This is a genomic window from Pyrinomonadaceae bacterium, from assembly GCA_036277115.1.
GTDB lineage: Bacteria > Acidobacteriota > Blastocatellia > Pyrinomonadales > Pyrinomonadaceae > UBA11740.
In genome coordinates this window covers 1-22,906 of sequence record DASUNM010000024.1, presented here as the reverse complement: position 1 = coordinate 22,906, position 22,906 = coordinate 1, and the positions used below count along the sequence as shown (strand labels likewise).

Here is a 22,906-nt window from a genome sequence, read left to right as displayed (position 1 = left end):
AGAATCCGAATGTCTAAGAATCGTCGCAGCCTGGTTCTTCAGAACAATTCATTGGCGATGTGTCTTTCTCCCCTTCCCGCACGCGGGTTGGGGGTGGGGTTTGTCGCGCTCGTCACTTCTCCCCCAACCCCATCTTCGCTTGCTGAGAGGGGGCGAACGAACAAGAAGCCGACTCTTTGTAAAAAGCCTCGCAGTCTCATTCTAAGTCTGGCCGTTTTCGCCGCTGTGCTTTGCGCGCCGCTGCACATTTCTTTTGTCGCGCGCGCCCAAACCAAGACGCCCATCAGCCATGAGACGATGTGGCAATTGAAGCGTGTCGGCGCGCCCGCGCCCAGCCCGGACGGCAAATGGGTTGTGTTCTCGCTGGTTGAGCCCGCCTATGACGAAAAGGATCAGGTCTCGGACCTTTGGATCGTTCCCGCGGATGGCAGCGCAAAGCCGCGCCGGCTGACGTTTACCAAGAGCGGCGAGAGCGGCGTCTCCTGGAGTCCCGACAGCAACCGGCTCGCATTCTCAGCCAGACGCGAAGGCGATGAGGTCGCGCAGATCTACATCATCAATGTGGCTGACGGCGGCGAAGCCGTGCGTGCAACTTCACTTTCGACCGGAGCGCGTACGCCGGAATGGCGACCGGACGGAAAGGCTCTGCTCTTTACCAGCACGGTGTATCCCGGCGCGGCGGATGACGAAGCGAACAAGAAAATTGCGGCTGACCGCAAAGCCCAGAAGTATCGCGCACGCGTTTATGAAGGATTCCCAATTCGCAATTGGGACAGGTGGCTGGAAGATACGGAAGCCCATCTTTTTGTCCAAACTCTGGAACCCGGAGCGAAAGCCAAAGACATTTTCGCGGGAACGAAAATTGTGAAAGAGCCTGGCTTCTCAGGCAGTCTCACCGATTCGGGTGAAGAGTTTGGCGCGGTGTGGACACCGGATGGCGGCTCGATCGTATTCGTAGCCACCACCGTTCGTAACGCGGCGGCATATGCGCCGGTGAACACGTCGCTGTTCAAGATTGACGCGAACGGCGGCGAACCGCTGCGACTTACGGGAGGCAACGACACTTTCGCTCGCCCCATGTTTAGTCCGGACGGCCGCGCGCTCTACGCCATCTCGACCATTGAATCGAACGGCAAGGTCTACAATCTCGACCGGCTCGCAAGGTTCGGATGGCCGAACATGGGTTTCCTTCGCCAGCCCATAATCCTCACGAAAGATTTCGATCGATCGGTGGGAACTTACGCAGTAACCCCCGACAGTCAATCGGTTTACCTGTTGGCTGAAGAAGCGGGCAACGAAAAGCTCTTTACGGTGCCGGCTAACGGCGGCGAAGTTCGTCTGGCGATGGAGATGACGCGCGGCGTCTACACGAACCTGCGCATTCCGCGAAAATCCGGGTCCACGATTATCATCGCCAGCTGGGAAAGCGCGATGAATCCGCCGGAAATCTTCCGGCTCGATCTGAGTGAGAAAACCCAGAAGCCGCTTACGGAATTCAACGCTGAGCGCGTTGCGCAAATCGACTGGCAGCCGTTGCGCCACTTTTGGTTCACCAGCCGCGCGGGCAAACGGATTCACAACATGATTGCCCTCCCGCCGCGATTCGATGCGAAGAAAAAGTATCCGCTGCTCGTGCTCATGCACGGCGGACCGCACACGATGTGGCGCGACAACTGGGGTCTGCGCTGGAACTATCACATGCTCGCGCGGCCGGGTTACGTCGTGCTGCTGACGAACTATTCAGGCTCGACCGGTTTTGGTGAAGCGTTCGCGCAAAGCATTCAAGGTGATCCGTTGAAGGGTCCGGCACTCGAGATCAACGAAGCCGCCGACGAGACTATCCGTCAATTCTCGTTCGTCGATGGAACGCGACAAGCGGCGGCGGGCGCGAGTTATGGCGGACATCTCGCCAACTGGCTGCAAGCCACGACGACTCGCTACAAGACTTTGGTCAGTCATGCCGGTCTGATTAACCTCGAATCACAATGGGGCACGAGCGACACGATTTATCATCGGGAAGTCGGCAGTGGCGGACCCGTCTGGGAGCAGGGCGCGGTTTGGCGGGAACAAAATCCGATTCGCTTCGCGGCGAACTTCAAGACACCGATCCTGCTCTCAGTCGGTGAGAACGATTTCCGCGTGCCGCTGAATCAGACGCTTGAGAACTGGAGTGTGCTGCAGCGTATGCGCGTCCCGAGCAAGCTAATCGTTTGGCCCGACGAGAACCATTGGATTCTTAAAGGCGAAAACAGCAGGTTTTTCTATCAGGAAGTTCACGCCTGGCTGAAGAAGTACCTGGGAGCGCCTAACGAACGGATTGCTGAGTAGCCTGAAGTCTACCGCGGCCAGCCGCCAATCTTAATTTGAAATGCGTCGAGGATTTTGTCGGCTGCCTGCTTAGCGGTCTCTTTAATCTCGTAGTCTGAGAATACCGCGCGGCGCGCTGAGGGACCCGTTACACCCACGTTTCCCAAACTCCCGGTTCGGTATTGCGCGCGCCCCGAGCCTTTAAGTTTCGCCGTGCCGGGTTCATAGATCATGTAAGTCACATAGAGCTGGGCGTTCTGCGCCGAAACGTCCGCGCCGTAATCAGCCCGTTCATTACGAACCTGCAACCAGACGACATATCTAACTGTCTCGGCTTTGGCCGCTTTCAAACCCTCGCTGCGTGTCATTGGCTGGTTCGCCACCGTGACCGCCACGTCGTTCGCTTGCGCGAGCCGGCGCACACACTCCTCGAGAACGATGTCCGAACCTCGGAACGGCACTCCATCAAAACCAGTGGGAACATCAATACCAACGAACAGCTGAAACCGCGCCGGTGGCTTCGGCTTCGACAGCTCTTGCGTGGGACTTGCAACCGGCGGTGGCGCGGGCACGGGCGACTTAACCCCGCTGCGCCGCCCGGATTGAGCCGCGCCCACGGCCGTTGACGCTATCAAAACTGCCAAAATCAGCACCAGCCTGCGCGGGGAAGAAGTACTCATCTCGCGCGGCATTCTAGCACCGGCGATTTCAGAAGGACAGGATTTCAAAGTCTGAAACACGGCTGCCGCAGTGCTCCCCTCGCAGTGACTTTTCTCCCCCTCCCCGCCTGCGGAGAGGGGGTTAGGGGGTGAGGACGCCACGCGTCTTAACCCCCACCCCCTAACCCCTCCCCGCAAGCGGGGAGGGAGATATACAACGTCGGCTGGGTGACTCGCATGTCAGACTGTGGAAGTTGGGTCGCGACCTGAAAAGAAATTCCACGGGTGGCTGCACTCTAATTCGCACCGCGCTTCAGCGCGGTGCAACGAACGACAACTGGATTCGGAAACAGCTTAAACGGTTTCATTTTCCGAACTCACTTCAACTCACCGCGCTGAAGCAGGTGTGAATTAGAAGAACCCCCAGCTTTCTCCTCGCCAAACGGATCATCTACACTGTTCGCTGACGCCCGATGACAGAAGAATCTTCTCGCCAACTAATCGTTACGCGCATGCGCCAACAGGCGCGCGAGATTCGTTCGTTTGATCTAATGCCTGCCGGCGCCGAAACGTCGCATGAGATCGTTTTTCGTCCGGGCCAGGTAGCCATTCTTAGCGTCGATGGACACGAGCCGGCTTATTTTGCCTTCGCGGGCGCGCCGGAAGATCGCGAACTGGAGATTCTCGTTAAGCGGACCATTGGAGCCAGCGTCGCGTTATTCGATCTGACAGAAGGCGACACGATTGAGCTGCTCGGCGTCGCCGGCGACGGATTCCATTTGGACGCGCAGGTCGGACGTGACGTAGTTTTCGTTGCGATGGGCACAGGTGTCGCGCCGCTGCGTTCAGCGCTGCGACACGTTTTGAACCGTCGTGAGAGATTTGGTCAGCTAGTCGTGCTGTACGGCGCGCGCACGCCCGACGAGTTTTGTTATCGAGACGAGATCGACGATTGGGAAAAGGCTGGAGTCGAGTTGCGTCAGGTGATCTCGCGTCCCGACGGACATGATTGGTCAGGGCCAACCGGCTATGTGCAGTCGTTGCTGGATCACGTGTTGGCGGATCTGAAATCGCCGGTGGCTTTGGTGTGTGGCTCGCGCGAAATGATCGCGCAGACAAGAGATCGTTTGGAGCAGATGGGATTCCCGCCCGAAGATATCCTGACGAACTACTGAAATAGTCAGAACCACCTGCGGTAGCGGGTTAGATGTGGCAGGGCGAGTTATTTTCGATTCCAAGATCAACCACCCGCTACCGCAGGTGGTACTGACTTCATGTCGGCGCTATCTGCGGATTGATTACCGGCTTCAACTTCGCGCGTCGTTCCTGCTTAGTGCGGTACATCGCCTGATCGGCTTTCTCGATGGCGGCGCCGAGTTCATTCAACGAAACAAATCCCCAGACTCCCACGGAGACGGAAACCTTAGCCGGCGCGTTGATCCACTTTTCCGCATTGCTTTCCAGAACCGAATTCAGCGCCTCCATGCGCCGGCGCGCTTCCTTCTGATCAAGCTTGAACATCAAGACCATGAATTCGTCCCCACCCCAACGGAACAGCATATCGTCGGCACGAATCAGCGAGCGCACGGCGCGAGCCACGGCGCGAATCGCTTTGTCACCAACGCTGTGACCGAGCGTGTCGTTAATCGGCTTCAGATTGTCGATGTCGATAATCGCGACACAGCCATCCACATCCTGCGCTTCGCCGCCCTCGCCGCGGCTCAGCAGCGAATGGAACGCGTGCCGATTCAGGGCTTCCGTCAAGGGATCCATGCGCGCCGTCATTTCGAGCTGGTCGTGCGCGTGCGTTAACTTCGCATTCGTCGCCTCGACTTCGCGCCGCACGCCTTCAAGCAAAACCATGATCGTGCCAAAGCCGAGCAGGATTTCGAGAATCAAATCGAAGATCGAGGTGTATTGCAGGTAGCTCGCCGGCACCGTGAATTTCCAAAGCCCTTTGCGCGCGGCAAACACGGGGACGTAATGCAGAAAATCAATGGCCAGCAGAACCAGCGCGGCGAGCATGACGCGCAATCCGGGGCTGCTCTTTACGCTTCCGAAAGCCGGGCGCAGCGACAAGGCTGAGAGAGCAAACAACGCGGCAAAGATCGTCGCGTGCGCCATAAAGAGGTCATTAAAATCGGCTGATAGAAAAGGCAGCACGGCGGCGACGATGACGGCCGCGCCCCCGACGAAAATTGCGCGCCGGTTTAGTCGCGCGCCGGTCGCGTAGTGACGACAGCCCGCGATAAACAAAAGACCGAACGCGTACTCGCCGAGAAAATAACCTGAGAAGAAAAGTTTCTGTCCCGAACCAACCTGAATCCCGATGAACAGGCTCACCAATGCCAGTGAGAGACACAGCCAGGCGGCCGCCCAGTAATTTACGGCGGCGCTCTTGATCGATCCGCGCATTGAGATCGTCAGCAACGCCACCAGCACGATGCCGACACACTGAATTGCCAAGCCAACGTTTGCGCTCATAGGGGATGTTCCATTCGTGTGAGATACATCCGGAACGGATGCGCGAAGAAGGGGAGGCGACCCTGCTCGCCAAGGTGGATTGTACGAAATCGAGGCGATGGGGGCTAGAATTTTGTTAAGTGAGGCGGTAGCCCGACCGTCAAAGAGGGCGTCTTGGTTGTTTCAGGGCCTAACGGTCGAGCTACTCGCCACGACTTACCGCTGCATTTCACTGAGCAATTTCTTATTCAGGTCCGCATCAATCGTCGCGAGCACGCGGCTTTGCGTCATCGCTGCTGCGCGATCACCAATTTCCAGATAAGCGAGCGCGAGATTGTAATAAGCTTCCCCATCCTTCGGTCGCAGCCGCGCGGCTTCATGATAAGCGTCGATCGCTTCCGTGAATCGGCCGGCGTAGAAGTACGCGTCGCCAAGTTTGTTGTGCGCGTCGGCTGAGTTCGGCCGCAACGCCAATGCCCGCTGGTACGCGCGAATGGCTTCATCGTTCCGGCCCTGCTTCACTTTGCAGTAGCCAATTTGAATCCACGTTTCCGCGCGCCGGGGATTCCGATTCGCCGCGGTCTCGAAATAGTTGAGAGCGTTCTCGTAATTCCCCAGCCACATCGAATCGATCCCGCCGCGATACCAAAGATCGGCGAGCGCTTCCGGCTGATTGGATCGGTTTCTCGTTCCCACCTGATCGAACGAGATGAGGGGCCCGGACTGAAGCGAGGCCACGCGCGCCGCACCCAAAGCGAGATTGATGTTTTGGCCGTTGGTGACTTTGACCGTCACGATCCCGATGACCTGTCCGCGCATGTTGAAAAGAGGGCTGCCACTGTTTCCATGCGAAACGGGCGCGGTGATTTGAATGATGCGTCCTAAAGCGGGGACTTCGCGGATGGCGGAAACAATGCCGTCGCTGATCGAACCTTCCAGGCGCAGGGGATTTCCAATGACGAAAACCTGCTCGCCTTCTTCCGGCAGAGTCGTAGCGAGTGGTAACGGTCGCGAACGTTCGGCGGGCAAGTCCACACTCAACAGCGCCAGGTCGGCCTCATCGTCGATCGCAAACGCGCCCCTGACTGGATACGTGCGCCCTTTCCCTTCGAGCGTGCGAACCTCGACGCGGTGCGCGTTCCGCAAGACGTGCACGTTGGTAACGACCTCATTCGGACGAATGAAGAACCCGCTGCCGCTGATTAGCGGCTCTCCCTTTGAGTCGTAAGTTAAGACGGAAACGACGGAAGGCTTTACGCGACGCACAAGTTCGGGAAGCGACTCTGTTTGCGCAGTCGCGGCATTGGCCCGACCATCAGGGAGGACGCCAGCATTTTGCGCGTGGATTGACGCACCGAAGACAAATAGAGACAAGGAAACTACGAGGCGGGGGAAAGTTCTGTTCAAGGGGAACCTCCTTGCGTAACCAAAACGACTGAAGGTACTCAGTCCCAACGCGTCGGGACTTCGTTGTTTTATCGGGGAATCAACGCTGGTCGGGGAAGCGTCGAGGCCGCCGGGGGCGGCGACCTCGCGCGGATAATAGCGCAAGAACCCGGACTTGGAAAGAAAAATACTATTCTCTTGCGGGATTTCTCGCTTCCCGCCTGAATCTCTCCAGTTTGGCTTGCGCTGAAGGGTCCAGCCTGATGCATTCCGCAAATGCTTTTTCGGCCTCCGCGTCCTGGCCCAGGCGCAACAAAACTGCGCCAAGATTACCGTACGCTTCAGCCAGATTGGGATCCAATTGGGTCGCTTTCTTTAACGCGGCGGCGGCGCCAATGAAATTTCCCTTCGCATACAACGCCGTCCCCCGACAATAAGACGCCCGCGGCAGATTAGGCTCAAGGCTGATCGCCTGATCGCAGTCGGCCAAGCCGCCATCAATGTCTCCAATTTCCTGACGCACCTGGCCACGACTGCTGTAGAACGCCGCCTTGCGAGGGTCCAGGGCGATTGCGCGCTCAATATCCTTGAGCGCCGCGGCCAGATCGCCCTTGTCGAACAGAAGGTTGCCGCGATTCTCGTAGGCGGGTGCATTATTGGGTTGCGCTTTGATGACGCGATTAAAGTCAGCCAACGCGCTGTCGAGATCGCCTTTCACCCAAAGCATTACGCCCCGATTCGAGTAGACCTGAGTTAAGCCGGGATTCAGAGCAAGCGCCCGATCGCAGTCAGCGATCGCCTCCGCCAGTTGTCCTTTTCGATAATGCGCCAGGCCACGACTGCCATATGCGGCGGCCACCAAAGGACTGACAAAGGTCACCGCGTCCGTGGGCGGCGCTTCGTTGAATTCCGACCTTGCCCGCCGCTTGTCGTCATCACTACGAGCGACGTTCAGCACAATCACTTTTGTGAAGTTGGCTATTGCGCCGTCGAAATCGTCTCTCGCGAGACGTTGTTGGCCGCGCTCGAACCACTGTGCTGCCGGTTCGCGAGGTTGCGCCCCAGCCGTCAGTGAATTCCCCCACACAAACAACAGGATTACTACTAAGTTTCTCAGCATTGTTTTGAGCCCCTCGTGGTTCTGCCAAGTTTTCAAACACAATGAGCGCCTCTCTGCACTCATAGAAATGACAGTGATCGTGGCGTGCGGGATGTTGAATTCGAATCAACGCACTACCGCATGACACGCCGGTGGCTGGGCTCACTACAGGGTGGATGGGCTCAATTGATGGGGGCTGAATTTCTCGCGAACCGGTTGATTCCCTGGGAAATGTTCGGCTCGTTAAATGCCTGGGTGATTAGTTAAACGTTATGCGAGGGTCAAAGGTGCCGTAAATTATGTTAATTGTTGTAAACAAAACCGGCGGGGCTGTGACACCGCGCCGGTTTCTTTTTGCATCGGCAGGCTAGTTTCCTGCTCAGCGTTTCTTAGTGGCTTTCTTTTTCGCCGCCGGTTTCTTCTTGCCGCCCTTCTTAGTTGCGGCGGATTTTCCTTTTGCAAGCGAGGACAGGCTTGATTCCTTCTTGGTTGCCCTTGAAAACCTTCCTTCTGAATGTTGGACAGGATTTATTCCTTTGCTCGGCATGTTTTATCTCCTTGAGGAATACGCCGGCTGAGACCGGCGGTGAAATCCACAACATCCTAACCCAAGGTAAGTTCAGTTTGGAAAAATTCCTGCAGGCGCCCGGTACTCCTCGTCCCAGCCGATGTACGGCACATCAGTCGCGCCGAGGATGTACTTAACGACGGTCCAACGGCCGCGGACTTTGTGCAGTAACGCGCTGATACCATCGTCGAACATACCCAGCCGCTGAGCTTCCGCGTAAGACGTCTTGCTGTAATCAAGCTTTCCCCCGCCGGGCTTTCGCGGCGCACCCAACATGAAGGCCCAGTCGTCCTGCACCTTGAGATGGTCAATGTTAAAAACGACACTTTGTTTCAGCTTCTTCTCGACGGGAACCCGCAAAGCGTCCGTGATCGCCTTTCGTTCCACGGATCCTTTTTCAGGTGTGTACTGGGCAAAGGTTGTTGACGCACAAAGCAGCGTGCTGAAGAAACTCAACACGAGTATTAAGCAGAATTTCGAAATGGAATTTGTAGTTTTCACGAGGAAGATTTCAGCACGCAGGCTCATGTCAAATCAAGCTGGCAAGTTAGAAACCCGCGCGCAGGGCGGGGCGGTCTTGCGTCGTTCCGGTGTCGCTGATTGGCAATCGGAAGGTAACTACCATTGAAGCGATCGCGCAGGACCCGTCCCCGCGCGAGCAGCTCGCTTGAGGTGCAAACAAGGGCAATGTGAGGTTCGAAGAAAAAACCGGCGGGGCTTCTCAGCCACGCCGGTTTGAATTTACCCGCCCGCTAACGCAGCGGTTCTGACAAATTGCCAGCCTACTCTTCGCTCGGCTCCCCAACCTCCACCGTCTCTTCCGGTTCACTAACCTCACCGACGATGTCGCCATCCCCGATGGTCGGCGTCACGGTGTGCGGTGATGGAGGAATCTCGATACCGCCGAGAACTTCGGGAAATTCTTCTTCGCGTTCCGACTCTCCGATCGTCTCGTCGCGTTCGATATCGACGTTCCGGTAGTACTCCATGCCGGTGCCGGCCGGAATCAGACGGCCCATGATCACGTTCTCTTTCAGCCCGCGCAGGTAATCGATGCGGCCGGAAATCGCCGCCTCGGTCAATACGCGTGTCGTCTCCTGGAACGAAGCCGCCGAGATAAACGAATCGGTCGAGAGCGAAGCCTTGGTGATGCCCAGCAGGAGAGGTTCGGCCTGGGCCACCTCGCCCTTCTCGCCCTGCACCCGTTCGTTCTCATCGCCGAAGCGGAACCGATCGACCTGCTCCTCGAGCAGGAACTCGGTGTCGCCGACTTCCTTAATCTTCACCCAGCGCAGCATCTGACGAACAATCACTTCGATGTGCTTGTCGTTAATGTTCACACCCTGCAGGCGATAGACCTCCTGAATTTCGTTGGTCAGGTATTCCTGCAAACGGTTCATGCCGAGGACGCGCAGAATGTCGTGCGGATTCAACGGACCATCCTGAAGAGCCTCGCCGGCGCGGACGCGATCGCCTTCCTGCACGTTGATGTGCGTACCGCGCGGGATATCGTACTCGCGCTCTTCGCCGTCGTCGCCGGTAATAATCAGTTTGCGCTTGCCCTTTGAGATGGGGCCGAGCTTAACCATACCGTCGATTTCCGACATGACCGCGGCTTCGCCGGGACGGCGAGCTTCGAACAGCTCGACGACGCGCGGCAAACCGCCGGTGATGTCTTTGGTCTTGGTGGTTTCGCGTGGAATCTTGGCGATCACGTCGCCCGGCTCCACGTCTTCGCCGTCGTTCACCATCAGGTTCGCGCGCACCGGCATCTGATACGTCTTAAGTATCTTGTTGCTGGCGTTGCGAATTTCCATACGCGGCTGTTTCTTTTCGTCGGGCGAATCCTTGACCACCATGTGCGAGAGGCCCGTCACCTGGTCGGTCTCTTCTTCATAGGTCACGCCTTCCTTCAAGTCCTGGAACTTCACGTGGCCGCCGACTTCCGTCAGGATGGCGAACGTGAACGGATCCCAGGTCGCAAGCAATTGGTCTTCGGCGACCTGCTGGCCGTCTTCAACCAGGATGTGCGCGCCGTAAACAATCTGATACCGGGCCACTTCGCGGCCGCGCTCGTCGATGATCGTCATGGCGCCGTTGCGGTTCATGGCCACGCGCTCGCCCTTGCGGGTCTTCACGGTTTGCAGCTCGACGTACTTAATCTTGCCTTCGACGCGAGCTTCGTGCTTCGAAGATTCTTCCAGACGCGCGGTGCCGCCGATGTGGAACGTACGCATTGTCAGCTGCGTGCCGGGCTCGCCGATCGATTGCGCTGCAATGACGCCGACCGCTTCGCCAATGTCCACCGGCCGGCCGGTTGCGAGGTTGCGGCCGTAGCACTTGATACAGCAGCCACGACGCGATTCGCACGTCAATACTGAACGAATGCGAACGCGCTGCACGCCTGAGCGTTGAATTTCAGCCGCCAGGTCTTCGTCGATTTCCGAATTGGTCTCGACGATTACCGTGCCTTCGACCGGGTCGATCACGTCATCCAGAGCGGTGCGGCCCACGATACGATCGCGCAGGCTTTCGATTTCCTCGCCACCTTCGATAATCGCCGACGCTCCGATTCCCTTCAGCGTGCCACAGTCCTGCTCGCTGATGATGACGTCCTGGGCCACGTCCACCAGACGCCGCGTCAGGTAACCCGAGTCGGCCGTCTTCAAAGCCGTATCGGCCAGGCCCTTGCGCGCGCCGTGCGTCGAGATGAAGTACTGCAACACGTTCAGGCCTTCGCGGAAGTTTGATTGGATCGGCGTCTCGATGATTTCGCCCGAGGGACGAGCCATCAATCCGCGCATGCCGGCGAGCTGGCGAATCTGCTGTGCCGAACCGCGCGCGCCTGAATCGGACATGATCAGGATCGGGTTCATTTCGTTGGACGCCTTTTCACGATCGTCCATCGCCTTGAACATTTCCTTGGCGACCTTGTCGGTTGCTTCTGACCAAATCGCGATCACCTTGTTGTAACGCTCGCCGTTGGTAATGACACCGTCGCGATACTGCTGCTCGACGGTAATCACGTCCTTTTCGGCCTTGCCGACGATCTCAGGCTTCGACGGCGGCGTCACCAAATCATCAATGCCAATCGAGATGCCGGCCTTCGTGGCGTACAGGAAGCCCAGGTTCTTCAGATCGTCGAGCATCTTCACGGTCATTTCATGACCGAGCCGAATGTGCGAATAGTTAACCAGCGACTGTAGACCCTTCTTGCGCAGCGTGCCGTTGATGTACGGCAAGCCCGAAGGAATCGCATCGTTGAAGATGACGCGGCCGACAGTCGTGTTAATGACTCGCTTCACATCTTCCTGGACCACGCCGCGCAGGATGTCCTGCGTATCGTGTTCCTGGGTCAGATCGATCAAGTCACCAGTGACCCGCAATTTAATCGGCGTTTGCGTCGTGACATATTGCGAGTCGAGTGCGAGGAAAACTTCTTCCATCGACGAGAACACGCGGCCTTCACCCTTGGCGCCTTCCTTCTCGCGAGTCAGGTAGTAAATTCCGAGGACAATGTCCTGCGACGGCACCGCGATCGGCTGGCCGCTGGCGGGACTGAGAATGTTGTTCGAAGACAGCATCAACACGGCCGCTTCGATTTGCGCTTCCGGCGAAAGCGGAATGTGAACCGCCATCTGGTCACCGTCAAAGTCCGCGTTGAAAGCCGTGCAGACCAGCGGATGAATCTTAATCGCCTTGCCTTCGACCAGCACCGGCTCAAATGCCTGGATGCCCAGACGGTGCAGCGTCGGCGCGCGGTTCAAGAGCACCGGATGCTCGCGAATAACTTCTTCGAGGATGTCCCAAACGACGGGCTCCTGACGCTCAACCATTTCCCGAGCCTGTTTGATGGTCGCGGCGTGCTGCTGTTTTTCAAGCTGGTTGTAGATGAACGGTTTGAACAGCTCGAGCGCCATCTTCTTTGGCAGACCGCACTGGTGCAGCTTCAATTCCGGACCGACTACGATCACGGAACGGCCTGAGTAATCAACGCGCTTGCCGAGAAGGTTCTGACGGAAACGCCCCTGCTTCCCTTTGAGTGTTCCTGACAAGGACTTGAGCGGGCGATTGTTCACGCCGCGCAACACGCGACCGCGACGGCCGTTGTCGAACAGCGCATCGACCGCTTCCTGAAGCATGCGCTTTTCGTTACGCACGATGACTTCCGGCGCGCGCAACTCCATCAGCTTCTTCAGACGGTTGTTGCGATTGATGACACGACGATACAGATCGTTCAGATCCGAAGTCGCGAAACGTCCGCCATCGAGCGGCACGAGCGGCCGAAGCTCAGGTGGAATCACCGGAATCACATCGAGAATCATCCAGTCCGGATGATTACCCGACTTCAAGAACGAGGTGGCAACCTTGAGGCGCTTGGAAAACTTTAGTTTCTTCTGCTGCGAAGTCTCTTCGCGCATGCGGCGACGAAGCTCGACCGCGAGCTCTTCGATGTTGACCATCGAGAGCAATTCTTTAATCGCTTCGGCGCCCATCTTGGCGACGAACTGGCCGGGATAGTCGCGCGTCAACTCGCGATAGCGCTCGTCAGTCAGCAGCTCGCGCTCTTTGAGTTCCTTCAGATCGCCGGTGTCGATGACGATGTAGGATTCGAAATAGAGGACCTTCTCCAGCTCGCGCAGCGGAATGTCGAGCAAGTGCCCGATGCGGGACGGCAGCCCTTTAAAGAACCACACGTGCGAGCACGGGCTGGCGAGATCGATATGACCCAGACGCTCACGACGAACCTTCGCCTGCGTTACTTCAACCCCGCACTTGTCGCAGATCACCCCGCGGTGCTTCATGCGCTTGTACTTGCCGCAGAGACACTCCCAGTCCGCGACCGGCCCGAAAATTCGCGCGCAGAAAAGTCCATCGCGCTCAGGCTTGAACGTGCGGTAATTAATCGTCTCAGGCTTCGTCACCTCGCCGTGCGACCACTGCCGGATTTTGTCCGGTGAAGCGAGCGAGATGCGAATCGCCTCGAAATCAGGCGCGAGTTGCGTTTTCTCTTGATGAAATCGAAACATCTTTTCTCCCGTTTATGGGTCCCATTTGTCCCATTGGTCATATCTGTCCCATGGGACCCATGAGACAGATGGGACGTATAGGATCTATATACCGCTCGTAATCAGTGGTTCAGCAATCGTGTCGTCCGGCGTGCCGTCTTTCTTCACCAGCTCGACGTCGAGGCAAAGCGACTGCAGTTCACGCACGAGCACGTTGAAGCTTTCCGGCAAACCTGGATCGAAATCCGCTTCGCCTTTGACGATCGCCTCATAAATCTTCGAGCGTCCGGCGACGTCATCAGACTTCGCCGTCAGCAATTCCTGAAGAATGTGCGCCGCGCCGTATGCTTCCAGCGCCCACACTTCCATTTCGCCGAAGCGCTGTCCGCCGAATTGCGCCTTGCCGCCGAGTGGCTGCTGCGTGATCAGCGAGTACGGCCCGATCGACCGCGCGTGGATCTTGTCGTCCACGAGGTGCGACAGCTTGAGCATGTATATGTAACCGACGGTCACCTTCTGCTCGAACGCATCACCCGTCAGTCCGTCGTATAACACCGCCTTGCCGGAAGAGCTGACAATCTCAGGCAGGCCCAGTTCAGCAGCACGCGCGCCGGCTTCGGCAAGCTTCTGCTTGATTTCCTTTTCAGTCGCCCCGTCGAACACCGGCGTCGCGAAATGCAGACCGAGCACGCGGGCGGCCCAGCCCAGGTGCGTCTCGAGAATCTGACCGACGTTCATGCGCGACGGCACGCCCAGCGGATTCAGAACGATCTCGACCGGGGTTCCGTCCGGCAGGTAAGGCATGTCCTCTTCCGGCAGAATGCGCGCGATCACGCCCTTGTTTCCGTGGCGGCCGGCCATCTTGTCGCCGACCGAAAGCTTGCGCTTCATGGCGATGAACACCTTCACCATTTTGATAACACCCGGTGAAAGCTCGTCCCCCTGGCGCAGCTTCGCAATCTTCTCTTCGTAGATGTCCGAGAGAATCTTGACCTGCCGCTCAGTGCGATCTTCGTAGGATTTGACCTCAGTCGCAGCGTCCACACGCGAACCGGCGATTTGCGCCTTGCGCAGAACCTTCGCCTCAATGCTTCCCAGCATTTCGCGCGTAATCGTCTCGCCCTTCGGAATGACGACTTCACGATGATCGGTGAGGTCGGCCGAAAGTTTGCGCCCTTCGAACAACTCGTAAATGCGTTCGTTGCGCTGCTCGTGCAGGATGCGGATTTCGTCTTCAAGGTCGCGTCGCAGGCGTTCTTCTTCGGTAGTTTCAATGGCCAGCGAGCGCGGATCTTTTTCCTGGCCCTTGCGCGTGAACACCTGAACATCGACGACGGTGCCGTCGATGCCCGGAGGCGACACGAGCGACGCGTCTTTCACGTCCGCCGCCTTCTCACCAAAGATCGCACGCAGCAGTTTCTCTTCCGCCGTCAGCTGCGTCTCGCCCTTCGGCGTGACTTTACCGACGAGGATTGAACCCGGTTTGACCTGGGCGCCGATGCGGATGATGCCGCTCTCGTCCAGATCGCGCAGCATGTTCTCGCCGACGTTCGGAATGTCGCGCGTGATTTCTTCCGGTCCCAGCTTCGTATCGCGCGCTTCAATTTCCAGCTCTTCAATGTGAATCGAGGTGTAGTAGTCCTCTTTCACCAGCCGCTCAGAAACCAGAATCGCGTCTTCGAAGTTGTAGCCGCGCCAGGGCATGAACGCGACCAGAATGTTCCGGCCCAGGGCCAATTCGCCGCGATCCGTGCAAGGCCCGTCCGCGATGACCTGGCCTTTGGCGACGCGCTCGCCAACGTGAACGATCGGCCGCTGGTTGATACAGGTATTCTGGTTCGAACGCTTGAACTTGATCAGCGTGTAGATGTCCGCGGTCACTTCGCGCGAAATCGTGCCGTCCACATTGTGATCCGCTTTGACGATGATGCGTTCTGAGTCGGTGTAATCGACCACGCCGTCCCGGCGCGCGATCACGACCGCGCCGGAATCTCGCGCGGTCACACTCTCCATGCCTGTGCCGATGTAAGGCGCTTCAGCGCGCAGCAAAGGAACCGACTGGCGTTGCATGTTCGAACCCATCAAGGCGCGGTTCGCGTCATCGTTTTCGAGAAACGGAATCAGCGACGCAGCCACCGAAACAAGCTGCTTCGGCGACACGTCAACAAATTCGATCTCATCGCGATGCGCGAGAATGAACTCGCCGGCTTTTCGCGCGGCGTTGCGCTCGTTAACGATGTAACCGTTCTCGTCCAGCTCGATGTTGGCCTGGCCGACGACGTGCTTGTCCTCTTCCCATGCCGTCAGATAGAACGGATAGGGTTCGTAACTCGCTTTACCGTCCGCGCCGACACGCTTGTTGGCTTTCTCAACATCTTCCTGCGACACGTGATCATTCGGCTTGAACTTGGTGTCGCCGCCGTTTCTCACGCGCACAAACTCAGTCACCACGCCGTTGACGACTCGCCGATACGGCGATTCGATAAAGCCGAACTCGTTGATGCGCGCATAGCATGACAGAGACGAAATCAGACCGATGTTCGGACCTTCAGGCGTCTCAATTGGACAGATGCGGCCATAGTGGGTCGGGTGCACGTCGCGCACTTCGAATCCCGCGCGCTCACGACTCAGACCGCCCGGTCCAAGCGCGGACAAACGCCGCTTGTGAGTAATTTCTGAAAGCGGATTCGTCTGATCCATGAACTGCGACAACTGCGACGAGCCAAAGAACTCGCGCACCGCGGCCGTGACCGGCTTCGCGTTGATCAGGTCGCGCGGCATCGTCGTCTGCATTTCCTGATGGATCGACATCTTTTCCTTGATCGCGCGCTCCATGCGTTCCAGGCCGATGCGGAACTGATTTTCCAGCAGCTCGCCGACCGCGCGCACACGCCGATTGCCCAGGTGATCGATGTCGTCCGCCTGATAGATCGGTCGCTTCTCGTCATCGACGGGATTGCGGCGCATCTTCAGGACGTACTGCACCACCTCGAAGAAGTCGCCCGCCTGAAGCAACGGATCCTCAATCCGATCCCGCTCGGGCTTGCCCATCTTAATGTTGAACTTGAGCCGGCCCACGCGCGAAAAGTCGAACTTCCGCGGATCGAAGAACATGCCTTCAAGCAGGCGGTAAGCAGTCTGAACCGTCGGCGGATCGCCGGGACGCATCTTGCGGTAAATCTCGAGCAGCGCATCGACCGGCTTGGTGATGGTGTCCTTCTTCAACGTTTGCGAAACCACCACGCCCACGTCATCGCGTTCCGGGAATAAGATTGGGAAGCTTTGCACGCCGGCCTCGATTATTTCCTGGAGCTTGGTGGCCGTGATTTCGTTGTTGGCTTCGACCACGACTTCGCCGGTGTCGGTGTTGACGATGTCGGCGGCAGCGTAGGCGCCTTCGAACTGCTGGGGATCGATTTCAACTTCGCCGATGTTGGCTTTGCGCAGACCCTCGAGCGAAGTGCGCGTGACTTCCTTGCCTTTGCGCACCACCGCATCACCGCCGCGGCCTTTGATCTCGAAATCAACCTTCATGCCGACGAGATTCGTGCGGCCGCTTTCGGGCACCTGCACCATCAGACGGCCATCTTCGACGCGCACTTCGTCCACCACGTAGAACGCGCGCAGCAGGTCTTCGTCTGAGTACGTGGCGTTTTTGACCAGGTCTTCCAACAGCGAGTCGCCGAAGGCTCTCTTCTTAAACGCGTCGCTCAGCCACACGCCCAACGCCCGCAGGAAAATGGTCGCCAGGAACTTGCGCTTGCCGACGCGCACGTACAGCAGGTTTTTCTGATCGTATTCGAACTCGACCCACGAACCGCGGTACGGAATGATCTTGGCGATGAACATCGCGCCGCGTTTGAAGAAAACGCCGGGGCTGCGATGCAACTGCGAAACGATAACGCGTTCGGTTCCGTTGATGATGAACGTGCCGTTGTCGGTCATCAAAGGAATTTCGCCAAAGAAGACTTCCTCTTCCTTGATGTCGCGGATCGACTTGATGCCGGTATCCGGATCTTTGTCGTAAACGGTGAGGCGAATCTTGACCTTCAGGGGCACGCTGTAACTCATGCCGCGCTCCTGACACTCCTGCTGATCGTGCTTGTGCTTCAGGCCGACCGGCTCGCCGCAGTTCGGGCACAGTTCCGGACGCACCGAATTAAAGGTGCCGCAGACGTGACAGAGAGTCTCGCCCGGGCGCAACGGATCCACTTTGATCTTCGCCGCGCAGCTCTTACAGGCGGCCCGCAGGTACTGGAGACCTTCAAGGTTGCCGCACTTACACTGCCAGTTGCCGATTTGATACTCAACGAAATCCAACGTCGCGGTTTCGCGGAAATCAGAAATCGGAAATACCGACTGGAACACCGATTGAAGACCCGTGTTGATTCGCTCTTCCGGCAGCAGGTCCATTTGCAGAAACCGGTTATACGAATCGCGCTGAATTTCAATCAAGTTGGGGATTGGCACCGCCGTCTTGATCTTGGAAAAGTCCTGCCGCTCCGGCGCCTGACTCGTACGTCGTCCCAATCCCGTGTTCGTTGCTTCGAGAAGATTTGCAGACATGAATGCTCCTGATGTCGATGTGCGACGAATTGCAAGTTGAGGTCGCGCGCTTACTTACGTGCAAAGACACGTAATCGCGGCCGGGACGCACAATTGCCCGGCCGCTTCAAAAAGTGAAACGCGCTTGCATTCGTTAAAGTTTTTCGGGAGTAACGCCAGCCCCTCAATACTCCACTACGTTAGCCGCCCAGTGACCAAAGGTCAAGCTAAAGGCTTGGTCTTTGGCCTTTGATCTTATGTCTTTGGTGTGGATTTGGACGTCGCCGCCTCGTAGCGACGAAGACCAAAGTCCAAAGCCCAAAGGCCTTCTTTTCTTACTTCACTTCAACGGTAGCGCCCGCTTCGGTCAGCTTGGTCTTGATCGTTTCAGCTTCTTCCTTGGACACGCCTTCCTTGACGGCCTTGGGGGCAGCTTCCACGAGGTCTTTCGCTTCCTTCAAGCCGAGCGCAGTGACTTCGCGAACAACCTTGATGACGTTGATCTTGTTGCCACCGATCGCCTGGAGGACGACGTCAAACTCGGTCTTCTCCTCAGCCGGAGCCGCAGCCTCACCACCAGCCGCCGCCGCCGGTGCTGCGGCCACCGCCGCCGCTGCCGCGGAAACGCCAAACGTCTCTTCCATCGCTTTGACGAGCTCGGAAGCTTCCAACAACGTCAAGCCCTTAATTTGATCCACAATTGCCTGAATGTCAGCCATGATTTGTTACCTTCTCCTGTATCGCTTTGTCGCAAGCCACCTGAAATCTGAGATTTCAGATTTGAGATCTCAGATCCAATTCTGGCCTGCGAATTTCTTCGGCATCCATCCCGGCTGCATCGCCGCGATTTTTGCCTTCCCCGGCCGTCCACTGACAATTAGCGACGGCCACAACTTAATTTCGAATGAAGCGGCACAGACTTTAGTCTGTGAGTGAAACACGCTGCGGAATCACAGACTGAAGTCTGTGCCACTCCCCAAATTCTTCTTACGCGCCTTGCGTTTCTTTCTGGGCACGCACCTGATCCATCACTACCGCGAGATTGCGCGGCACCGCCTGAATCACGGTCACCAGTCTTTGCGCCTGCGCGTTGATCAGGAACAGCATCTTCGAGATGAGTTCCTCACGCGACGGCAGATTTGCGATTGCTTCGACCTGTTTCAGCTCCAGGACCTTTCCTTCGACAAGGCCGACTTTGAAACTGAAAATCTCAGCGTTCGCTTTCGTAAATTTTGAAATCGCTTTCGACAAGCTGACCGGATCAGTCGTGCTCAGCGCCACACCGGTCACGCCTTTGAATTCATCAGCGAGCGGCTCAAGCGGTGTTCCGGCTGCTGCCTTGCGCGCCAGAGTATTCTTGACGACTGAATAAGAGACGCCTGCTTCGCGCAATTGCCGGCGCAGCTCCTGGTCCTTGGCCACGGTCATTTTCTTGAAACTGACCAGCATCGCCGCGTGTGCATTCTTAAACTGTTCAGCCAGCGCGTCGAGATCTTCCTGCTTTTGTTTCCTTGTTTTCATTGCAAAACTCCTATCTCGCGAACGCGGTTTCATCGAGCAGAATGCCCGGGCTCATGGTTGACGCCAGGTTCACTTTCTTCATGTACTTGCCTTTGGCGGTCGACGGTTTCGCCTTCGCCACGGCGTCAATCAAAGCGCGCGTGTTCTCGACCAGCTTGTGCTCGTCGAACGAGACCTTGCCGACACCCGTATGAATCACCCCGGTCTTGTCGACGCGGTACTCAACCTTGCCGGCTTTAGTTTCCCGGATTGCAGTCTTCACGTCCGGCGTGACGGTGCCGGTTTTCGGATTCGGCATCAGACCGCGCGGGCCGAGCACCTTTCCCAATCCGCCGACAAAACGCATCATGTCGGGCGTGGCGATCACGGCGTCAAACTCGAGCCAGCCGCCTTTTATCCTGGTTACCAGGTCTTCGCCGCCGACAAAGTCCGCGCCCGCCTCTTCGGCTTCGCGAATCTTGTCGCCCTGCGCAATGACTACGACTGTCTTGGTTTTACCGAGACCGTGCGGCAAAACGATGGTCCCGCGCACCAGCTGATCGGCTTTGCGGGGGTCCACGCCCAGCCACACCGTCAGCTCAACCGTCTCGTCAAATTTCGCAAACGCGATCTCTTTCAGCTTCTTGACCGCGTCTTCCAGATTGTACTTGCGCCCATCTTCGAGCTTCTCTAAGGCGGCGCGATATTTCTTTCCGTGCTTTTTCATTTTCTTACTCCGAGGTGCCGACGAAGAATTGCGAATTTCGGATTGCGAAATGCGAATTTGCAGTCGCGTTCGAAATGCGCTTTTTTTCTTCTCCCTCTCTAGACTTCAACCGCGAAATTCGCAATTTGAATTTCGCAATTCGAAATTATTCCACCGTCAGTCCCATCTGCCGGGCCGTCCCTTCGATCGTGCGAATCGCACTCTCGAGGTTCGTCGTGTTCAGATCGGGCATTTTCGTTTTCGCGATCTCTTCAATTTTCGCCCGCGAAATCTTTCCGACTTTTTCCTTCTTCGGATTGCCGGCGCCTTTTGATATACCCGCGGCCTTCTTCAGCAGATCGGCTGCCGGCGGCGTCTTGGTCTCAAAGGTGAACGAGCGATCGGCGTAGACCGTAATCACGACCGGAATCTTCATGTCCGGATCCATCTGCGCGGTCTTTGCGTTGAAAGCCTTGCAGAATTCCATGATGTTCACGCCGTGCTGGCCCAACGCCGGGCCAATCGGGGGCGCCGGATTAGCTTTACCGGCCGGAACCTGCAACTTGATGTAACCTGAAATCTTCTTTGCCATTACTCTTCTTCCGTAAAGGTAACCTTCTCCACATCCAGGAAATTAAGCTCAACCGGCGTCGAACGTCCGAAGATCGTGACGGTCACCTTCAAAGTGGATTTCTCTTCGTTAACTTCCTCAACCTTGCCGGTGAAGCTTTGGAACGGACCCGATTTGATGCGCACTGTTTCGCCCGCCGCGTACGAGAACTTCGGCTTTGGCTTCTCAGCGGCCGCGGCCTGCTGATTCACAATTTGATCGACTTCCTCGGCGGTCAGCGGTGTCGGGTGTTGGCCGCCCACAAAGCCGGTCACCTTCGGTGTCGAACGAATCGTATGAAAGACATCGTCAGGAATATGGCCCTTATCGTCGCAATCGATTTCGATCAGCACGTATCCGGGATAGAACATGCGCGACGACTCAATCCGTTTGTTGCCGCGCATCTCGACGACGGTTTCCGTCGGAACCAGCACTTCACTAATCGCGGCTTCCAGAGGCGTGCCCGCCACACGAGCTTTCAGGCTTTCGCAAACCTTCTTCTCGTGCCCGGAATACGTATGAAGAATGAACCACTGCTTCATAAGATCGTTTTCAGCCTCCCAGCGACTTGCGCAGGTTATCAATCAGAAATGTCCAGATGCGGTCGACCGCAAACAGATAAATCGCGAAGAAGACCACAGCAACCAGGGTGATCAACGTCGTGTTCCGCACCATCACCAGCGTCGGCCACGAAACGCGACGCATTTCGGCGCGGGTGTCGCGGAGGAATTGAGACGTCCGCTGGAAGAAACCCGTGCGCGGGCCGGCGAGTCCACGCTCGCGTCGTACCGCTCGTCCTTCAGCGCCCTCGCCAAATGCGGCTGCGCGCGGGCGTGGAGTACCGATCGGTTTTTCGACGGAGGTGTCGCGCGCCGGCGGCGGCTCGGCCATCCCCATTTCGTCGTCGTCCTCTTTCCGTGTCGCCACTGCTCTCCTTACTCAAACTTTTTACCGGTGTCTGGCAGGGGTACCAGGATTCGAACCCGGACTTTCGGTTTTGGAGACCGACGTGCTAACCGTTGACACTATACCCCTGCAACGGGTGTCAGTAGTCGGGTGTCAGATTTCGGCTGTTTCCGGCACCCGGCGCCTGAACCCGGCGCCTTACTTGGTTTCCTTGTGCGATGTGTGCTTGCGGCAACGGCGGCAGAACTTACTGAACTCCAAACGCTCAGTCGTTGTCTTCTTGTTCTTGGTCGTTACGTAATTGCGGCTTTTGCAATCGGCGCACTGCAACACAACATTGTCACGCGGCATAGCTAAAATCCTTTAACTCGTTCTTCTTCCTCGGACCTAAAGGTCTTTATGTGTCGGTCGGCCATATGGGCCTCATGAGACCTATGGGACTTATGCGACCTATTCCACAACTTCAGCGACGGTGCCGGCGCCGACGGTGCGGCCGCCTTCACGAATCGCGAAGCGCAGGCCTTTCTCCATGGCAATCGGCGCAATCAGCTCGATGTCCATCTGAATGTTGTCCCCGGGCATCACCATTTCGACCCCTTCCGGCAGATGTGCGACGCCAGTAACATCGGTAGTTCTAAAGTAGAACTGCGGCCGATAGCCCGTGAAGAATGGTGTATGGCGTCCGCCTTCTTCCTTCGTCAGCACATACGCCTCCGCCTTGAACTTCGTGTGCGGTGTGATCGACCCGGGCTTCGCTATTACCTGCCCGCGCTCGATGTCCTTGCGGTCGATACCGCGCAGCAGCAGCCCGACGTTGTCGCCGGCCTCGCCCTGGTCGAGGAGCTTGCGGAACATCTCGACGCCGGTGCAGGTGGTCTTCTGGGTGGGACGGATCCCGACGATCTCGATCTCGTCGCCGGTGTGGATCACACCCTGCTCCACCTTGCCGGTGACGACGGTGCCGCGACCGGTGATCGAGAACACGTCCTCGATCGGCATGAGGAACGGCTTGTCCAGATCCCGCTCCGGCTCGGGGACGAACGAGTCGACGGCGTCCATCAGCGCGAGCACGCCCTGGGCCGCATCGGCGTCGCCTTCGAGGGCCTTGAGCGCCGAGACGCGGACGATGGGGGTGTCGTCCCCGGGGA

General features: G+C 57.4%; 18 protein-coding genes and 1 tRNA gene. 3 read left to right on the top strand and 16 right to left on the bottom strand.

Annotated elements, in window-relative coordinates:
- The first annotated feature begins 9 nt into the window (after positions 1 to 9).
- Positions 10 to 2,328, top strand: a complete 2,319-nt coding sequence (locus VFX97_13735) for a S9 family peptidase (protein ID HEX5704258.1) — start codon at positions 10 to 12, stop codon at positions 2,326 to 2,328.
- Positions 2,329 to 2,336: 8 nt separating this feature from the next.
- Here the strand turns inward: VFX97_13735 and VFX97_13730 are convergent, their stop codons facing one another.
- Positions 2,337 to 2,987 (bottom strand): hypothetical protein, encoded by a 651-nt coding sequence (locus VFX97_13730; GenBank protein ID HEX5704257.1) that lies wholly within the window; start codon positions 2,985 to 2,987, stop codon positions 2,337 to 2,339.
- A gap of 452 nt (positions 2,988 to 3,439) precedes the next feature.
- On the opposite strand from VFX97_13730, the gene VFX97_13725 reads away from it, so the two are divergent.
- Positions 3,440 to 4,141, top strand: a complete 702-nt coding sequence (locus VFX97_13725) for a hypothetical protein (GenBank protein ID HEX5704256.1) — start codon at positions 3,440 to 3,442, stop codon at positions 4,139 to 4,141.
- A 97-nt stretch (positions 4,142 to 4,238) separates the two neighbouring features.
- On the opposite strand, the gene VFX97_13720 is transcribed toward VFX97_13725, so the two are convergent.
- The 3 genes from VFX97_13720 to VFX97_13710 form a co-directional block, all read right to left on the bottom strand.
- Positions 4,239 to 5,450, bottom strand: coding sequence for a GGDEF domain-containing protein (locus tag VFX97_13720; protein HEX5704255.1), 1,212 nt, complete (start codon positions 5,448 to 5,450; stop codon positions 4,239 to 4,241).
- A gap of 195 nt (positions 5,451 to 5,645) precedes the next feature.
- Positions 5,646 to 6,836: a tetratricopeptide repeat-containing serine protease family protein gene (locus VFX97_13715; GenBank protein HEX5704254.1), complete on the bottom strand. Its 1,191-nt coding sequence runs from the start codon at positions 6,834 to 6,836 to the stop codon at positions 5,646 to 5,648.
- Between the two features lie 169 nt (positions 6,837 to 7,005).
- On the bottom strand, positions 7,006 to 7,935 hold the full coding sequence (locus VFX97_13710; GenBank protein ID HEX5704253.1) for a tetratricopeptide repeat protein: 930 nt from the start codon (positions 7,933 to 7,935) through the stop codon (positions 7,006 to 7,008).
- A 371-nt stretch (positions 7,936 to 8,306) separates the two neighbouring features.
- On the opposite strand from VFX97_13710, the gene VFX97_13705 reads away from it, so the two are divergent.
- Entirely contained in the window at positions 8,307 to 8,492 is a 186-nt protein-coding gene (locus VFX97_13705; protein ID HEX5704252.1) for a hypothetical protein, read from the top strand.
- Between the two features lie 41 nt (positions 8,493 to 8,533).
- Here the strand turns inward: VFX97_13705 and VFX97_13700 are convergent, their stop codons facing one another.
- The 12 genes from VFX97_13700 to VFX97_13645 all read right to left on the bottom strand — a co-directional run.
- Positions 8,534 to 8,983 (bottom strand): hypothetical protein, encoded by a 450-nt coding sequence (locus tag VFX97_13700; GenBank protein ID HEX5704251.1) that lies wholly within the window; start codon positions 8,981 to 8,983, stop codon positions 8,534 to 8,536.
- A gap of 281 nt (positions 8,984 to 9,264) precedes the next feature.
- Positions 9,265 to 13,512, bottom strand: coding sequence for a DNA-directed RNA polymerase subunit beta' (gene rpoC, locus VFX97_13695; protein HEX5704250.1), 4,248 nt, complete (start codon positions 13,510 to 13,512; stop codon positions 9,265 to 9,267).
- 84 nt (positions 13,513 to 13,596) lie between these two features.
- Positions 13,597 to 17,904 (bottom strand): DNA-directed RNA polymerase subunit beta, encoded by a 4,308-nt coding sequence (rpoB, locus tag VFX97_13690; protein HEX5704249.1) that lies wholly within the window; start codon positions 17,902 to 17,904, stop codon positions 13,597 to 13,599.
- Positions 17,905 to 18,371: 467 nt separating this feature from the next.
- Complete coding sequence (gene rplL / locus VFX97_13685; GenBank protein HEX5704248.1) at positions 18,372 to 18,755, bottom strand: 50S ribosomal protein L7/L12; 384 nt, start codon at positions 18,753 to 18,755, stop codon at positions 18,372 to 18,374.
- 268 nt (positions 18,756 to 19,023) lie between these two features.
- Positions 19,024 to 19,557, bottom strand: coding sequence for a 50S ribosomal protein L10 (rplJ, locus tag VFX97_13680; GenBank protein ID HEX5704247.1), 534 nt, complete (start codon positions 19,555 to 19,557; stop codon positions 19,024 to 19,026).
- Positions 19,558 to 19,567: 10 nt separating this feature from the next.
- A complete protein-coding gene (rplA, locus tag VFX97_13675; protein ID HEX5704246.1) occupies positions 19,568 to 20,263 on the bottom strand; it encodes a 50S ribosomal protein L1 in 696 nt (231 codons plus the stop codon).
- Between the two features lie 145 nt (positions 20,264 to 20,408).
- The gene (gene rplK, locus VFX97_13670) at positions 20,409 to 20,834 is read right to left on the bottom strand and encodes a 50S ribosomal protein L11 (GenBank protein HEX5704245.1); all 426 of its coding nucleotides are present in this window, start codon (positions 20,832 to 20,834) and stop codon (positions 20,409 to 20,411) included.
- Positions 20,834 to 21,394, bottom strand: a complete 561-nt coding sequence (nusG, locus tag VFX97_13665) for a transcription termination/antitermination protein NusG (protein ID HEX5704244.1) — start codon at positions 21,392 to 21,394, stop codon at positions 20,834 to 20,836. The genes rplK and nusG overlap by 1 nt, the downstream gene beginning before the upstream one ends.
- A gap of 10 nt (positions 21,395 to 21,404) precedes the next feature.
- Positions 21,405 to 21,779 carry a preprotein translocase subunit SecE gene (secE, locus tag VFX97_13660; protein HEX5704243.1) on the bottom strand — a complete coding sequence of 125 codons (375 nt, stop codon included), beginning with the start codon at positions 21,777 to 21,779 and terminating at the stop codon, positions 21,405 to 21,407.
- A gap of 32 nt (positions 21,780 to 21,811) precedes the next feature.
- A tRNA-Trp gene (locus VFX97_13655) sits at positions 21,812 to 21,887 on the bottom strand.
- 69 nt (positions 21,888 to 21,956) lie between these two features.
- Complete coding sequence (gene rpmG, locus VFX97_13650) at positions 21,957 to 22,109, bottom strand: 50S ribosomal protein L33 (GenBank protein ID HEX5704242.1); 153 nt, start codon at positions 22,107 to 22,109, stop codon at positions 21,957 to 21,959.
- 99 nt (positions 22,110 to 22,208) lie between these two features.
- Positions 22,209 to 22,906 (bottom strand): EF-Tu/IF-2/RF-3 family GTPase (locus VFX97_13645; GenBank protein HEX5704241.1); only part of this gene is annotated, 698 nt, incomplete at its 5' end.

Bases quoted from the DNA above. Each gene is read 5' to 3' on its own strand.
- VFX97_13710 (HEX5704253.1), bottom strand. From the start codon at position 7,935: ATGCTGAGAAACTTAGTAGTAATCCTGTTGTTTGTGTGGGGGAATTCA.
- nusG (HEX5704244.1), bottom strand. From the start codon at position 21,394: ATGAAGCAGTGGTTCATTCTTCATACGTATTCCGGGCACGAGAAGAAG.
- rplA (HEX5704246.1), bottom strand. From the start codon at position 20,263: ATGAAAAAGCACGGAAAGAAATATCGCGCCGCCTTAGAGAAGCTCGAA.
- rpmG (HEX5704242.1), bottom strand. From the start codon at position 22,109: ATGCCGCGTGACAATGTTGTGTTGCAGTGCGCCGATTGCAAAAGCCGC.
- rpoC (HEX5704250.1), bottom strand. From the start codon at position 13,512: ATGTTTCGATTTCATCAAGAGAAAACGCAACTCGCGCCTGATTTCGAG.
- rplL (HEX5704248.1), bottom strand. From the start codon at position 18,755: ATGGCTGACATTCAGGCAATTGTGGATCAAATTAAGGGCTTGACGTTG.
- VFX97_13725 (HEX5704256.1), top strand. From the start codon at position 3,440: ATGACAGAAGAATCTTCTCGCCAACTAATCGTTACGCGCATGCGCCAA.
- VFX97_13735 (HEX5704258.1), top strand. From the start codon at position 10: ATGTCTAAGAATCGTCGCAGCCTGGTTCTTCAGAACAATTCATTGGCG.
- rplJ (HEX5704247.1), bottom strand. From the start codon at position 19,557: ATGAAAACAAGGAAACAAAAGCAGGAAGATCTCGACGCGCTGGCTGAA.
- VFX97_13730 (HEX5704257.1), bottom strand. From the start codon at position 2,987: ATGAGTACTTCTTCCCCGCGCAGGCTGGTGCTGATTTTGGCAGTTTTG.
- rpoB (HEX5704249.1), bottom strand. From the start codon at position 17,904: ATGGACCTGCTGCCGGAAGAGCGAATCAACACGGGTCTTCAATCGGTG.
- rplK (HEX5704245.1), bottom strand. From the start codon at position 20,834: ATGGCAAAGAAGATTTCAGGTTACATCAAGTTGCAGGTTCCGGCCGGT.
- VFX97_13720 (HEX5704255.1), bottom strand. From the start codon at position 5,450: ATGAGCGCAAACGTTGGCTTGGCAATTCAGTGTGTCGGCATCGTGCTG.